12 protein-coding genes and 1 tRNA gene are annotated in these 13,475 nt (G+C 73.1%); 4 read left to right on the top strand and 9 right to left on the bottom strand.

All coding sequences use genetic code 11. The features are described 5' to 3' along the window. Positions 1–154 precede the first annotated feature (154 nt). Positions 155–231 (bottom strand) — tRNA-Leu (locus tag Q5530_RS16100). A 135-nt stretch (positions 232–366) separates the two neighbouring features. On the opposite strand from Q5530_RS16100, the gene Q5530_RS16095 reads away from it, so the two are divergent. Further along, complete coding sequence (locus tag Q5530_RS16095; protein ID WP_380639253.1) at positions 367–588, top strand: DUF3618 domain-containing protein; 222 nt, start codon at positions 367–369, stop codon at positions 586–588. Here the strand turns inward: Q5530_RS16095 and Q5530_RS16090 are convergent. Together Q5530_RS16090 and Q5530_RS16085 are read right to left on the bottom strand one after the other, a co-directional pair. Then, the gene (locus tag Q5530_RS16090) at positions 581–1,216 is read right to left on the bottom strand and encodes a TetR/AcrR family transcriptional regulator (RefSeq protein WP_415363052.1); all 636 of its coding nucleotides are present in this window, start codon (positions 1,214–1,216) and stop codon (positions 581–583) included. The genes Q5530_RS16095 and Q5530_RS16090 overlap by 8 nt on opposite strands. 57 nt (positions 1,217–1,273) lie before the next feature. Next, on the bottom strand, positions 1,274–1,576 hold the full coding sequence (locus Q5530_RS16085; protein ID WP_380639249.1) for a hypothetical protein: 303 nt from the start codon (positions 1,574–1,576) through the stop codon (positions 1,274–1,276). A gap of 193 nt (positions 1,577–1,769) precedes the next feature. On the opposite strand from Q5530_RS16085, the gene Q5530_RS16080 reads away from it, so the two are divergent. Beyond that, positions 1,770–2,240 carry an LPXTG cell wall anchor domain-containing protein gene (locus Q5530_RS16080; protein WP_415363050.1) on the top strand — a complete coding sequence of 157 codons (471 nt, stop codon included), beginning with the start codon at positions 1,770–1,772 and terminating at the stop codon, positions 2,238–2,240. Here the strand turns inward: Q5530_RS16080 and Q5530_RS16075 are convergent. Then, positions 2,221–2,838: a TetR/AcrR family transcriptional regulator gene (locus Q5530_RS16075; protein WP_415363049.1), complete on the bottom strand. Its 618-nt coding sequence runs from the start codon at positions 2,836–2,838 to the stop codon at positions 2,221–2,223. The genes Q5530_RS16080 and Q5530_RS16075 overlap by 20 nt on opposite strands. 73 nt (positions 2,839–2,911) lie before the next feature. Here Q5530_RS16075 and Q5530_RS16070 point away from each other — a divergent pair, with 73 nt between their 5' ends. Beyond that, positions 2,912–4,402 (top strand): flavin-containing monooxygenase, encoded by a 1,491-nt coding sequence (locus Q5530_RS16070; protein WP_415363048.1) that lies wholly within the window; start codon positions 2,912–2,914, stop codon positions 4,400–4,402. 151 nt (positions 4,403–4,553) lie between these two features. On the opposite strand, the gene Q5530_RS16065 is transcribed toward Q5530_RS16070, so the two are convergent. The 5 genes from Q5530_RS16065 to Q5530_RS16045 all read right to left on the bottom strand — a co-directional run bounded on the left by Q5530_RS16065 (position 4,554) and on the right by Q5530_RS16045 (position 9,958). Further along, complete coding sequence (locus tag Q5530_RS16065) at positions 4,554–5,270, bottom strand: type 1 glutamine amidotransferase (RefSeq protein WP_415363047.1); 717 nt, start codon at positions 5,268–5,270, stop codon at positions 4,554–4,556. Then, entirely contained in the window at positions 5,267–6,484 is a 1,218-nt protein-coding gene (locus Q5530_RS16060) for a MurT ligase domain-containing protein (RefSeq protein ID WP_415363046.1), read from the bottom strand. Before Q5530_RS16060 ends, Q5530_RS16065 begins: the two co-directional genes overlap by 4 nt. 77 nt (positions 6,485–6,561) lie before the next feature. Continuing rightward, positions 6,562–7,044 (bottom strand): helix-turn-helix domain-containing protein, encoded by a 483-nt coding sequence (locus Q5530_RS16055; protein ID WP_380639237.1) that lies wholly within the window; start codon positions 7,042–7,044, stop codon positions 6,562–6,564. Positions 7,045–7,177: 133 nt separating this feature from the next. After that, complete coding sequence (locus Q5530_RS16050; RefSeq protein ID WP_415363044.1) at positions 7,178–7,879, bottom strand: SanA/YdcF family protein; 702 nt, start codon at positions 7,877–7,879, stop codon at positions 7,178–7,180. 111 nt (positions 7,880–7,990) lie between these two features. Then, on the bottom strand, positions 7,991–9,958 hold the full coding sequence (locus tag Q5530_RS16045; protein WP_415363042.1) for an LCP family protein: 1,968 nt from the start codon (positions 9,956–9,958) through the stop codon (positions 7,991–7,993). A gap of 518 nt (positions 9,959–10,476) precedes the next feature. Here Q5530_RS16045 and Q5530_RS16040 point away from each other — a divergent pair. Further along, positions 10,477–13,437, top strand: coding sequence for a glycine--tRNA ligase (locus Q5530_RS16040; protein ID WP_415363072.1), 2,961 nt, complete (start codon positions 10,477–10,479; stop codon positions 13,435–13,437). Positions 13,438–13,475 lie beyond the last annotated feature (38 nt).

The following is a 13,475-nucleotide window of genomic DNA, read 5'->3' as shown; positions in this document are numbered from 1 at the left end:
CGGGAGACCTGGCCTGAACGGGAGACCTGGCCTGAACGGGAGACCTGGCCTGAACGGGAGACCTGGCCTGAACGGGAGACCTGGCCTGAACGGGAATCCCGGCCTGCGCGGCACCCTGACCTGAACGGCCCCCGGCCGGACGCCGGGGGCGCGTTGGTGGGCTCGGAGAGACTCGAACTCTCACTCGCACGGACCTAAACCGTGTGCCTCTGCCAATTGGGCTACGAGCCCGGTCCCGCCCAGCCTATCGCCACCTCGCGGCGGAGCGGTGCCGGCTGGCCGGAAACGCCGGTGCGGCCGGTCCGATCACCGGCGCGCCCGCGCCTGAACTACGGTTGTCGGGAACACCGTGGCGAGGGAGGAAAAGTGGCGCGCGACCCGGACAGCATCCAGCGTGAGATCGAACAGGCCCGCGACGCGCTGGCCGCGACGCTGGACGAGCTGGGGACCAGGGCGAACCCCCAGCGCTTCGTCGACTCGGGCAAGGAGAGCGTGCGCGCGAAGCTCGACGAGCCCAAGGTCAAGTACGCGGTGATCGCGGTGGCCGCGCTCGTCGTGTTCGCCCTGCTGCGCAAGCTGTTCAGGTGACCTGAGTCCCGGCCGGCTGGTGCCCCTCGGCGACGAGGGGCACCAGCACCTGCTCGACCACGCGGTCCACGAACGGCCGGTCCAGCGGGTCGCCGGTCAGCATCAGCCGGTAGATCAGGGCCGCGCCGGCGAGTTCGACCGCCATGCCCCGGGGCGCCTCGGGGCGCAGCTCACCGCGCTCGTCGGCGCGCTCCAGGATGCGGCGCAGCACGTCGCGCTGGGCGGTCAGGAACGTCTCGCGGAACGCCACGGCCAGCTCCGGCTCGTGCGGCAGCTCGCCCACCAGGGCCTGCGCCGCCTTGCCGATCGGTCCGGAGAGGAACGCGGCGAACCCGCTCAGGAACTCCCGCAGGTCGCCTGCCAGCGAACCGGTGCGCGGCTCGGGCAGGTTCTGGTGCGCGAGCTGCGTGCACGTGTCGATCACCAGGTCCAGCTTGGACTCCCACCTCCGGTAGATGGTCGCCTTGCCCGCGCGGGCCCGCGCCGCCACGGCGTCCATGGTCAACGCCCGGTAGCCGACCTCGGCCATCACCTCCAGCGCGGCCCGCCGCAACGCGTCGTCCCGGCTGGCGTCCCTGGGTCTGCCCCGTTGTGCCGTGCGAGCTCCGCTGTAAACCGGTGTCGCCATGTCTGCGCTCCCGTCGCCTTTGGGCTGGGCGGTCATCCTAGGCCGGGGCAGGCCGCCTCAGCCCTCGACGACCTGCTCCCGGGTGACGTTCTTCCCCGATTGGTCCGCCGGCGGTGGCGCGAGGCCCGCACGGGTGTGCAGGTACGCCACCGAAAAGGCGAACGCGTCCCCGTCCAGCAGGTGCACCACGGCCGGGTGGGCGCGCCCGCCGGCCAGCTCGGTCACCAGCTGGTCGACCGCGACGCGCGCCGCGATCAGGCCGGGCGCCGTCGCGGCGAGCTCCGCGTCACCGGTGCGCACGGTGATCGCCCAGTCGTCGCCGACGCGCCGGTAGTTCGCGGTGATGTGGGGTGTGGGCATGGCTCGGCCTTCCGTCGGTCGTCCCCCCATATGACCGGCGATCCGAGCCGAACATGCCTTCTGTCCCCCTAACGAGTGAGCGGCGTGCGAGTTGTGCGGTTCTGCGGCGCGTACGGCGCGTGCGCGACCGGTAACGGATAGCGTCCAAAGGTGATAGGCCGTTCGGCCTAGTTCAACCAATTCGGGAGAAGTCATGATCCGACGTTTGGGCGTAGTGGCGTGCTTGGGGCTCGGGCTCCTCGTCACGCCGGGGATGGCCTCGGCCGGGGGGTGCCTGCACCGCGGCGAGCCGCCGTGCCACGACACGACCGCGCCCGCCACCTCGGTCGTCCTCTCGGGCACCTCGACCGCGGCGACGTCCACCACCGCGCTCGTCTCCGGCACGTCGGCCACGGCGCCCACGAGCGCGGCGACCTCCGACGTCCCGGCGACCTCGGTCGTGCCGACCACCGCCGCACCGGCCACCGTCGTGCCGACCACGGCCGCCGTCGCCGCGAGCGCGGTCGCGGCCGCCACCCGCTCCTCCGCCGCCGCGCACCCGGTGTCGAACCAGGCCCACGCGCTGGCCGACACAGGCCCCTCGACGCTGTGGCCGAGCGTGCTCGGGCTGGGCGCGGTCCTCGCCGGCGCGCTGCTGCTGCTGTTCAGCCGCCGGCGGGCGTGACCCGGTCTGCCATGCCCCGCCACACCACGTCCACCACGTAGTCGGTCGCGCGCGCGGGCCCGATCTCGGGCCGGCGTTCGCACCACAGCGCCAGCCGCTCGGTCGAGCCGACCACGATCTCCGCGAACGCCTCGGCCTCGACCTGGTCGATCCCCGGCACGAGGCCGGTGATGACCGCCCCGATCAGGTCGGTCTGCTGCCGCCGGATGCCCTCGACCTCCTCCACCGCCGAGGGCACGGTGATCGCGGCCTCCTGGCGCAGCAGCGCCCAGGACTGCTTGTGGTCGGCGATGAACTCGAAGAACGCGAGCAGGCCGCGGCGCAGCACCTCCTCCGGGCCCTCCGCGCCCGTGATGGCCCGCTGCGTGCGGTCGAGCAGCTCGGTGCGCGCGCGGTGGATGCAGCCGATGAGCAGGCCCTCCTTGGAGCCGAAGTACTCGTAGAGCATCGGCTTGGACACGCCCACCCGCTCGGCGATCTCGTCCATCGACGCGGCCAGGTAGCCGCGCTCGGCGAAGACGGCCTCGGCGACTTCCAGCATCTGCGCCTTGCGCTGCGCCTTCGGCATGCGGCGGCGGCGCGGCTCCGCGGTGGTCACGGATCGAGACTACCGGAGGTAACTTACTTCGAGTAACCTACTGAGGAGTAGTCGCTGGACTGGGAGGACGGGCATGCACCGAGAGGTCAAGGTCCTGGTCGTCGGCACGGGTTTCTCCGGCCTGGGCATGGCGATCGAGCTGAAGCGCACGGGGCAGGACGACTTCGTCGTGCTGGAGAAGGCGGCCGACCTCGGCGGCACGTGGCGGGACAACTCCTACCCCGGCTGCGCGTGCGACGTGCCGTCCCACATGTACTCGTTCTCGTTCGAGCTGAACCCGCGCTGGTCGCGCACGTTCGCCCGGCAGCCGGAGATCTGGGCCTACCTCAAGGAGGTCGCGGACAAGTACCGGCTGCGGCCGCACATCCGGTTCAACAGCGAGGTCAGCGGCGCCCGGTGGGACGAGGACGCCAAGCTCTGGCACGTCACCGTCGCCAACGGCGACACCTACACCGCCAGGGCGCTGGTCGCGGGCGTCGGCGCGCTGCACCTCCCGAACGTCCCGGTGCTGCCGGGCATCGAGGAGTTCAAGGGCCGGGCGTTCCACTCGGCGCGGTGGGACCACTCGTACGACCTGCGGGGCAAGAAGGTCGCCGTGGTGGGCACGGGCGCCAGCGCCATCCAGTTCGTGCCGCGCATCGCGGACGACGTCGAGCGGCTGACGCTGTTCCAGCGCACCCCGCCGTGGGTGATGCCGAAGATGGACCGGTCCATCACGACGTGGGAGCAGCGGCTGTTCCGCGCGCTGCCGTTCACCCAGCGCCTGTACCGGGACTTCGTGTACTGGACGCGGGAGTCGACCGCGCTGGGGTTCGCGGTGCACCCGAAGATCATGGAGTTCGCGCAGAACATCGCCCGGCGGCACATGCGCTCGCAGGTCCGCGACGAGGCCCTGCGGGCCAAGCTGACGCCCGACTACACCATGGGCTGCAAGCGCGTGCTGATCAGCAACGACTACTACCCGACGCTGAACCGGGACCACGTGGACGTGGTGACCGACGGGATCGCCGAGGTGCGGGAGCACTCGATCGTCGACCAAGCGGGCGTGGAGCACGAGGTCGACGTGATCATCTATGGCACCGGCTTCCACGTGGTCGACTCGTTCGACTACCTGGACATCTCGGGCAAGGGCGGGGTGGACCTCGCCAAGCAGTGGCGGGAGAAGGGCATCGAGACCTACTACGGCATCACGGTCTCGGGCTTCCCCAACCTGTTCTTCCTGCTGGGCCCGAACACCGGCCTGGGGCACAACTCGGTGGTGTTCATGATCGAGTCGCAGATCCGCTACGTGCGCCAGTGCCTGGAGCTGCTCGACCGCCACCACGCCGACGAGCTGGACGTGCGCCCGGAGGTGCAGGCCCGCTTCAACCGGGACCTCCACCGCAAGCTCACCAGGGGCGTGTGGACCGAGGGCGGCTGCCGGAGCTGGTACCTGGACGCCCAGGGCGTCAACCGCACCGTCTGGCCCGGCTTCACCTGGCGCTACTGGATGCGCACCCGAACCCTGACCCCCTCCGACTACACCCTGACCAGGTCGAGCAAATCCCCCCTCCCCACCCCCTGACCCCCGCGCGAGTCGAACACTCAGACCCATCGTGTCGAACACTCAGGACCCCCGAGTTCTACATTCGCGCACCGATGAAGGGACGTGAATGTAGAACTCGGGGGTCCTGGAGGTTCGACACGATGGACGTGAGCGTTCGACTCGCGGGGTTTTAGGTGGGGACGCCGGCGGCTTTGGCTCGTTCGGCGCGCAGGCGGGTCACGTCGGGCAGGTCGAGGGGCGACAGGCGGGTGCCCGTGGCCCACTCGATCAGCAGGTCGGCGATCTGCGGGTTGCGCGGCAGGACCGGGCCGTGCAGGTAGGTGCACAGGATGCGGCCCTGGACCGCGCCCTCCACCGAGCCGTCGTTGCCCGTACCCACCTTCACGTGCGCCAGCGGCTGCGCCGACGGGCCCAGCACGGTGCGGCCCTGGTGGTTCTCGAACCCGGTGAGGATGCCCTCGAACAGGCCGTTCGCCGGCGTGGCGACGACCTCGCCGATGGCCCGGCTGCCGCCCGCGTGCGAGGTCGAGTCGATCAGGCCCAGCCCGGCGTGCGTCACCTGGTCGGCCCGGGTGAACGACTCGCCGAAGATCTGGATGCCCGCGCACACCCCGAGGATCACCGCGCCGCGCGCGGCCGCCCGCTGCATCCCCGGGTGCTCCCGCAGGTGCCGCACGGCCAGCGTCTGCGCCGTGTCCTCGCCCCCGCCGACGACGTAGATGTCGCACGAGTCCGGCACCGGCTCGCCGAAGTTCACCGTGACGATCTCGGCCGGGATGCCGCGCCACGTCATCCGCTTCTCCAGCACCACCGCGTTGCCGAAGTCGCCGTAGGTGCCCAGCAGGTCCGGCAGGACCAGGGCGACGGAAACCTTGTTGGTGGTCACTGGGCGGCCCTCGCGTTCAGGTCGCGGAAAGCGGTGTAGTTGGCGATCACCTCGACCGCCCCCGGCGGCATGGCGTCGATCGCCTTCAGCGGGTCGGGCACGATCGTGTGCTCCACCTCGGCGTAGGTCAGCCGGACGGCCAGGTCGGTGGCCCGCTCGCCGGAGGCGATGACCTGCCGCCCGCGCAGCTTCTCGAACGGCACGTCCCACAGCCACGACAGGTCGCGCCCGTCGGCCTCGTGCGCGTTGATCGCCAGCACGGCGGGGTGGTCGGCCTCGCGCACCACGGTCAGCGTCTCGCTCCACCCGGCCGGGTTCTTCGACAGCAGCAGCCGAGCCTGGTGCCCGGACCGCTGGATCGTCCGGTACCGGCCGGCCACGTTGGACACCGCGCGCAACCGCCGCACGGCCTCCTCCACCGGCACGCCGAGCGCGTGCGCCGCGGCCGTCGCCATCACCGCGTTGGCCTGGTTGAACTTGCCGGGCAGGCGCAGCGACAGCTCGACCTTCGCGCCGTTCGGCGCCACCAGGAACCCGTCACCGGTCACCCAGTGCGGCCGCGGCCGCGCCAGGTCGCACCCGGTGCACGCCCAGTGCTCGCCCTGCCAGCGGATCGGGTCGCCGCACCTCGGGCACGAGGCCGCGTCGTTGTGCCACCCCGTGCCGGTGGCCACCCACACCACCGACTTCGCGTCGCGCGCCGCGGAGGTCACCATGATGTCGTCGCAGTTGGCCACCACGACGCCGGGCACGCCGGTCAGCGCGGTGCGCAGCGACCTCTCGATGGTGCGGACCTCGCCGACCCGGTCGAGCTGGTCGCGGGAGAGGTTCAGCAGCACCGCCACGTCCGGCCCGGCGGCCCCCGCGACCTCGGGGAAGTACCCCTCGTCGACCTCCAGCACCGCGTACGGCGCGTCGGGCTGCTTGGACAGCGCGGTGACGTGCCCGTCGGGCATGTTGGCGCCGCCGTGGTTGGTGGCCACCTCGCCCAGGGCCGACACGGCGCGGCTGAGCATCATCGTGCTGGTGGTCTTGCCGTTGGTCCCGGTCACCAGCGCCACCGTGCGGCCCTGGGTCAGGTTCGCCAGCGCCTGCGGGTCGAGCCGCAGCGCGACCCGGCCGCCGATCATGCCGCCGGCCCCGAGGCCCATCTTCTGCGACAGCTTCGAGCTCATGTTGCCCAGTCGCACGGCGGCCGCGGTGCGCAGCGGCAAGCGGGCTGGGTCTGCACCTGGAGTGTTCGGCAAGCGAATTCCTGCATCGGTGTGGGGGAGGGGGAGTTCCCCCGATGCTACCGGTGGCCGTGGTTGCCCAGCTCCCGCAGGGTCCTGATCAGCTCCACCGTGCTGAGCTGGCACAACTGGGCCATGTACTCCAGCGCCGGCAGGTCGAGGTGGACCTCGGTCGACTGGCCGGGCACGAGCTGCGCGAGCCTGCCCTGCGCCCAGCGCCGCAGCGGCAGCAGCTGCGGCCTGCCGTCGATGACGACCGAGGCCAGGTTGACCGGCAGGTGCCCGGCGGGCGCGTCGCCGAAGACCCGCTCGTGCACGCGGGCGAGCACCTGGTGCGCCGGCACGCCCAGCGCGGAGCAGATCTCCACCAGCCGGACCACCGAGCACTGGCGGGTGCCCAGCTCGTAGGTGGCCAGCGTCTGCAGCGAGATGTCGCTCTGCAGCCTGCGGTTGAGCTCCTTGCGGGTCCAACCGCGCTGCTTGCGAAGGCTGCGGAGCTCATCACCGAGCACGCGCTGGTACGCCGCTGTGTCGATCTGCACCGTCAAGTCCTCCATGTCCGCCCCGGGTCCCGACGAACCCCACGCAGATGGAAGGCATTACCTGCCGGTTGCTTACGCAGCTTATGCCGTTTATCGCCCGATCGGGCTAACCCAGGCGTACCGAGAGTAGCGTTTAAAGCCGCAAAGCGCTGGTCACACCCATCTCCGGGGGACCGAGGAACGTGGGGTCGGGTCTGGTGACGAGGCCGTCCCACATCGCCTTGCCCGCCGCGAACACCTCGCGGAAGTGCCCGTAGGCCGTCGTGACCGCCCACCCGCGCGAGGTGTCGTGCCCCACGCCGCGCGCCTCCAGGCCCGCCGCCCGGCACAGCGCCACCGCCCGCGGCAGGTGGAACGACTGGGTCACCACGATCAGCTCGAACACGCCGAACACCCGCTTGGCGCGCGTGCACGAGTCCCACGTGTCGAAGCCCGCGTAGTCGGCCACGACCACCTGCCCGGGAACGCCCCGCGCGACCAGGTAGTCCCGCATCGCGCCGGGCTCGTCGTAGTCGGTGGTGCTGTTGTCGCCGCTGACCAGCAGCACCTCCACCCTGCCGGTCCGGTACAGCTCGGCGGCCACGTCCAGCCGGCCGGCCAGGAACGAGGTGGGCGCGCCCGACCTGGTCAGACCCGCGCCGAGCACCAGCGCGACCGGCGCGCCGGGCACGTCCGCGGCGGTGTGCCGGTGCGGCGCGCTGCTGATCCGCACCCACGCCCACGGCGTGGCCGCCAGCGCGGTGAGCAGCACGAACGCGGCCAGCACGCGTCGCCACGTCAGCGCGCGGGCGAACCGGGCCGCCCCGGCGCGCAGCCGCCTGCCGAAGTCCTCCATGAACCGTCCCCCGAGGTCGTGACGCAGCGGTCAGGTGGTGCGGTGGCCAGAGTGGTGCGGTGGCCGGGCGACGCGGTGGCCGGCTGGTGCGGTGGCCGGGTGGTGCGGCGGTCAGTTGATGCAGCGCACCCCGTCCGCGGTGATGGGCTGCTCGGTCGTCGTCTCCGTCGTGGTGGGCTGCCGCCGCGCGCCGTCCAGGCCGACCAGCGGCCCGCCCGCGAGGTTCTGCACGCCCGGCCCGGAGTAGTCGCTGCCCACCAGCACGCGGGCGCGCCCGGTCGGGATGGTCCCGTCCGCCTCGACGTCGATGCCGCCCAGCGCCTCGGCCACGGCCTCCGCCCCCGCCTCGCCGCCCTCGCCGTACTGGACCACGGAGACCTCCGCGGCCGGGGCGTTGCCCGTGCCGCCGTCCACGTAGCCCTCGGCCACCAGCGACTGGAGCACGCGCGCGGCCAGCCCGCCCACGCCCGAGGCGTTGTAGACCTCCACCACCACCGTGGCCGGGTCGACCTCGGTCGTGGTCTCGGCGGGCGCGCCCGGGTCGGCGCCGAGGCCCTTGAAGAACCTCGCCACCTCGCGCTCGTCCACCTCGACGGCGAGGCCGTCCTCGGGCGTCTCCAGCGTCAGCGTCCCGGTCGGGATGGTCTCGAACCGCAGGTTGCCGCCGGTCATGTTCCTCATCTGGTTGGCGAACCCCAGCACGTCCCAGCCCTCGTCCAGCACGATGGACCTGGTCAGCGCGTCGATCAGGTCGCCGAGCTTGCCGGGGTCGGACAGCGTGCCGGCGGACAGGACCTGCTTGGCCAGGCCCGCCATGAACACCTGCTGGCGCACGATCCGGTCGAGGTCGCCGCGCACCAGGCCGTGCCGCTGCCGGACGAACGCCAGCGCGTCGCGGCCCTGGATCCGCTGCTGCCCCGCCCGGAAGTCCGCGCCGGAGAACTCGTCCTGGGTCGCCTGGTTCAGGCACACCTCGACACCGCCGACGGCCTTGGTGATCTCGTAGAAGCCGACCAGGTTGACCTCGGCGTAGTGGTCCACGGTGACGCCGGTGAGGCCCTCGACGGTGCCGATCAGGGTCTTGGCCCCGTACTGGCGGGAGCCCGTCTCCAGCTGGGCGGGGTCGCTGACGCCCTCCTGCCGGAGTTCCTCCAGGCCCTCGGTCTTGCCGTAGCCGTAGGCCGAGTTGATCTTGTGCCGCCCGTAGCCGCCCGCGATCTTCACGTAGGAGTCGCGGGGGAACGACACCGCGACCGCCTTGCTGCCGTCGTTCGGCACGTGCATGAGGATGATCGTGTCGGTGTTCAGGCCGCCCGCCGTCTCGTCGCCGGCCTGGAGCTCGTTCAGGATCTCCCGGGGCAGCGGGTTGCCCTTGGCGTCGGTGCGGCTGTCCATGCCGACCATGAGGATGTCGATCGAGCCGTCGGCGGGCTGCTCGCCGCCGCCCGCGTCGCTGATCACGTCCGTGGTGGACAGGTTGTTGGCCAGCTGCTGGTAGTTGGCCCAGCCGTAGCCGGTGCCCAGCAGCACGACGGTGGAGAAGAACGCGAGGACCGTGCGGCCGGCGACCGACCCGGCCCCCACCCGCTCCGGGGGGCGTCGGCGCGGGGGGCCGGTGCGCACGGGGGCGGGCCTCGGGCGCTCCTCGGGCTCGACGGCGGCGGCCCTGGCGCGGCGGATGTCCTCGGCGCGGGCCTTGGGCGCGGGAACCCCGCCGGACCTGGCCACGACGCGGCCCGCGTTGGCCGGCGCCGGGACCCGCCGGGGCTGGGCCGCGGCCGCGTCGGCGCGGTCGGCGTCGTCGCCGCTGATCCTGGCCGTGCTCTCCGACTCGGTCCTGGCCCTCGGCGCGCCGGCGCGGGCCGGGTTCACCCGGCGGGGGGTGGGTCGACCGCCCTTGTTCCGGGCGTCCTCGGCCGACGCGGTCCCGGCGCCCTCGGCCGCCGCGTCGCCGCGCGGGCCGATCGCCCGGTTGCCCCGTTCGGCGCCGCCGCGCGGCCCGCCGCCCTCCGGTCCGCCGCGTCCCGCGTCACCACGCGGTCCACCCCGGTTCGCCGCACCGGCCCGGGGTTCCTCCACCGGTCCACGGGCGACCGCGGGCCGACCACGACCTGGCTGCGACGCGTCGGCGGGGCGACCACGAACGGCCGGTGCCGCGTCGACGGGCCGGGGACGGGGTCCGGAGCGGTCCGGGTCGGACGCGGGCGGGGTGGCGCGCCGCGGTCGGTCGCCGGGCGCGGGCTCGCCACCCGCTCGTCCCGACCCACCGGCTCGTCCCGACCCGTCCGCGCGTCCCGACCCGCGCGGCGGCTGGGGCGCGCTCGACCTGCCCGAGGTGGGGGTTCGGGGGGGAACGGGTCGCCCGCGGAACCCGTCGGGTTCGCCTGGCCCCGGCGGCCGGTTGTCCACGCCCACTCCCTCCGAGTACCCGGGTACGCCCCCATGGACGCGTCAACTCGCGCCCGGTTGCGGACAAGCCTCGCACAGGACTTCCCGGTGACGCCGTGATACCGGTTGAAGACCTGCGCTGACCAGCGCGGTAACCCGATTGTAAGGTCGACTTCACGGCGTTCGTAGACTGTGGCCCCGTGCTCACCATGCAGGATGCGCTGCTCGCGCTGACCAAGTACTGGACCGACCGGGGCTGCATCGTCGTGCAGCCGTACAACACCGAGGTCGGCGCCGGTACGTTGAACCCCGCCACCGTGCTGCGGGTGCTGGGTCCCGAGCCGTGGCGCGTGTCCTACGTCGAGCCCAGCGTGCGGCCCGACGACGCGCGGTACGGGGAGAACCCCAACCGGCTCCAGACCCACACCCAGTTCCAGGTCATCCTCAAGCCCGACCCGGGCGACCCCCAGGAGCTGTACCTGGGCAGCCTCGACGCGCTCGGCATCGACGTCCGCGCGCACGACGTGCGGTTCGTCGAGGACAACTGGGCCTCGCCCGCGCTGGGCGCCTGGGGCCTGGGCTGGGAGGTCTGGCTCGACGGCCTGGAGATCACCCAGTTCACCTACTTCCAGCAGGCCGGCGGAATGTCGCTGGACCCGGTGTCGGTGGAGATCACCTACGGCATCGAGCGGATCATGATGGCACTCCAGGGGGTCGACCACTTCAAGGACATCGCGTACGCGCCCGGCGTCTCCTACGGCGAGGCGTTCGGCCAGTCCGAGTACGAGATGAGCCGCTACTACCTCGACGACGCCGACGTCGAGGCGAACAAGCGGCTGTTCGAGGAGTACGCCGCCGAGGCCCGCCGGATGCTCGACGCGCGCCTGCCCGTGCCCGCGCACAACTACGTGCTGAAGTGCTCGCACGCGTTCAACGTGCTCGACGCCCGCGGCGCGATCAGCACCACCGAGCGCGCCCGCGCGTTCGGGCGGATGCGGGCCCTGGCCCGCGAGGTCGCGCAGCTGTGGGCGGCCCGCCGCGAGGAGCTGGGCCACCCGCTCGGCCTGGCCGAGGCGCCCGCGCCGGCGGCCCCGCCCGAGACGTTCCCCGAGGTCGCGGAGCCCGCCGCGCTGCTGTTCGAGATCGGCACCGAGGAGCTGCCGCCCGCCGAGGTGACCCGCACGGTGGACGCCGTGCGCGCCGCGGTCGCCGCCAAGCTCGCCGCCACCCGCCTCGCCCACGGCGCGGTCGAGGTGCACGGCACGCCGCGCCGCGTCGTGGTGCTCGTCGCCGACGTCGCGCCGCGCGAGCCGGACGCCGAGAAGACCGCGCGCGGTCCCCGCGTGTCGGCCGCGTTCGACGCCGACGGCAACCCGACCAGGGCGGCGCAGGGCTTCGCCCGCGGCCAGGGCGTGGCCGTCGAGGAGCTCGGCCGCGTCACCGAGAACGGCGTCGAGCACGTCGCCGCGGTGCGCACCGACCCCGGCCGCGGCGCGGTCGAGGTGCTCAGCGGCCTGCTCGGCGAGGTGGTGGCCGAGCTGCGCGCCGAGAAGAACATGAAGTGGAACGACCCGAAGCTGTCGTTCACCCGCCCGATCCGGTGGCTGCTCGCCCTGCTGGGCACCACGCCCGTGCCGGTCGTCGTGTCGTCCCTGGAGGCCGAGCCGAAGACCCGCGTGCACCGCACCGCCGACCACCCGGTCGTGGAGGTGTCCACGGCGGACGGTTACCTGGAGTTCCTGGCGGGTCACGGGATCGTCGCGTCCGCCGAGGACCGCCGCGCCGCGATCGTGGCCGAGGCGGAGCGGCTGGCCGCGTCCGTCGGCGGCGTCGTGGACCTCGACGGGGTGCTGGACGAGGTGACCAACCTGGTCGAGCGTCCCACGCCGATCCTCGGCGCGTTCGAGGAGCGCTACCTGGAGCTGCCCGCGCAGATCCTCACCACGGTCATGCGCAAGCACCAGCGCTACCTGCCGGTGCGCGACCGGGACGGCTCGCTGCTGCCGCACTTCGTGGCCGTGGCCAACGGCGAGGTGGACGAGGACCTGGTCCGCGCGGGCAACGAGGCGGTGCTGCGGGCCCGCTACGAAGACGCCGCGTTCTTCTGGCGCGCCGACCTGCGCACGCCGCTGGAGGACATGAAGTCCGGTTTGGACAAGCTCACCTTCGCGGACAAGCTCGGGTCCGTGGCCGACCGGGCAGGTCGCATCGCGGCACTGGCCCGGCGGCTCGCCGAGGTGGTGGGCGCGGACGACGACACCCTGGCGCGCGCGGGCGAGCTGGCCAAGTTCGACCTCGGCTCGCAGATGGTGATCGAGCTGTCGAGCCTGGCGGGCGTGATGGCCCGCGAGTACGCCGAGCGGGCGGGGGAGACCCCGGAGGTGGCGCGGGCGCTGTTCGAGATGGAGCTGCCGCGCTCCGCGGGCGACGCGCTGCCGGGGTCCACGCCGGGCGCGCTGCTGTCCCTGGCGGACCGGTTCGACCTGCTGGCGGGCCTGTTCGGGATCGGCGCGAACCCCACGGGCAGCTCGGACCCGTTCGGGCTGCGGCGGGCCGCGCTGGGCGCGGTGAGCGTGCTGCGGGCCTTCCCGGACCTCCGGGACATCACCCTCACCAGGGCGCTGTCGCTGGCCGCGCGCGAGCTGGAGGCGTCGGCGGTCGACCTGTCCGGGGAGGCGCTGGAGGTGGCGCGCGAGTTCGCGGTGCGCCGCTACGAGCAGCAGCTGCTGGACGCGGGCCACGACCACCGGTTCGTCAACGCGGTGCTGCCGCTGGCCGACGCGCCCGCCGTGGCCGACGCGACGCTGGCCGAGCTGACCGGCCTCGCCGGGAACCCGGACTTCGCCGCGCTGGTCGCCGCGCTCCAGCGGGTGCGGCGGATCGTGCCCGCGGACACCGCCGGCGAGTACGACCCGGCCGCGCTGGTCGAGCCCGCCGAGGTGGCCCTGCACCGGGCGCTGGCCGAGGTGCCGTCCGGGCTCACCGGCCTGGCGGCGTTCGCGGGCGCGGCGACCGGGCTGACCGCGCCGGTCAACACGTTCTTCGACGAGGTGCTGGTGATGGCCGAGGACCCGGCGGTGCGGCGGGCGCGGCTCGGCCTGCTGGCCGCGATCCGCGACCTGGCCGCCCCGGTCCTGGACTGGCAGGCGCTGGGCACCGCGCTGGGCTGAGCGGTCGGCGGTCGACGACGTGCCGAAATCCCCGCCCA

It is taken from the genome of Saccharothrix sp. BKS2 (assembly GCF_047689505.1).
Classification (GTDB): domain Bacteria; phylum Actinomycetota; class Actinomycetes; order Mycobacteriales; family Pseudonocardiaceae; genus Actinosynnema; species Actinosynnema lopnurensis.
This window is presented reverse-complemented; position numbering and strand designations above follow the sequence as displayed.

What these genes read in the sequence shown, in the direction of transcription:
- Q5530_RS16090 (WP_415363052.1), bottom strand. Translation starts at nt 1,216, where the DNA reads ATGGCGACACCGGTTTACAGCGGAGCTCGCACGGCACAACGGGGCAGA.
- Q5530_RS16085 (WP_380639249.1), bottom strand. Translation starts at nt 1,576, where the DNA reads ATGCCCACACCCCACATCACCGCGAACTACCGGCGCGTCGGCGACGAC.
- Q5530_RS16080 (WP_415363050.1), top strand. Translation starts at nt 1,770, where the DNA reads ATGATCCGACGTTTGGGCGTAGTGGCGTGCTTGGGGCTCGGGCTCCTC.
- Q5530_RS16070 (WP_415363048.1), top strand. Translation starts at nt 2,912, where the DNA reads ATGCACCGAGAGGTCAAGGTCCTGGTCGTCGGCACGGGTTTCTCCGGC.
- Q5530_RS16050 (WP_415363044.1), bottom strand. Translation starts at nt 7,879, where the DNA reads ATGGAGGACTTCGGCAGGCGGCTGCGCGCCGGGGCGGCCCGGTTCGCC.
- Q5530_RS16040 (WP_415363072.1), top strand. Translation starts at nt 10,477, where the DNA reads ATGCAGGATGCGCTGCTCGCGCTGACCAAGTACTGGACCGACCGGGGC.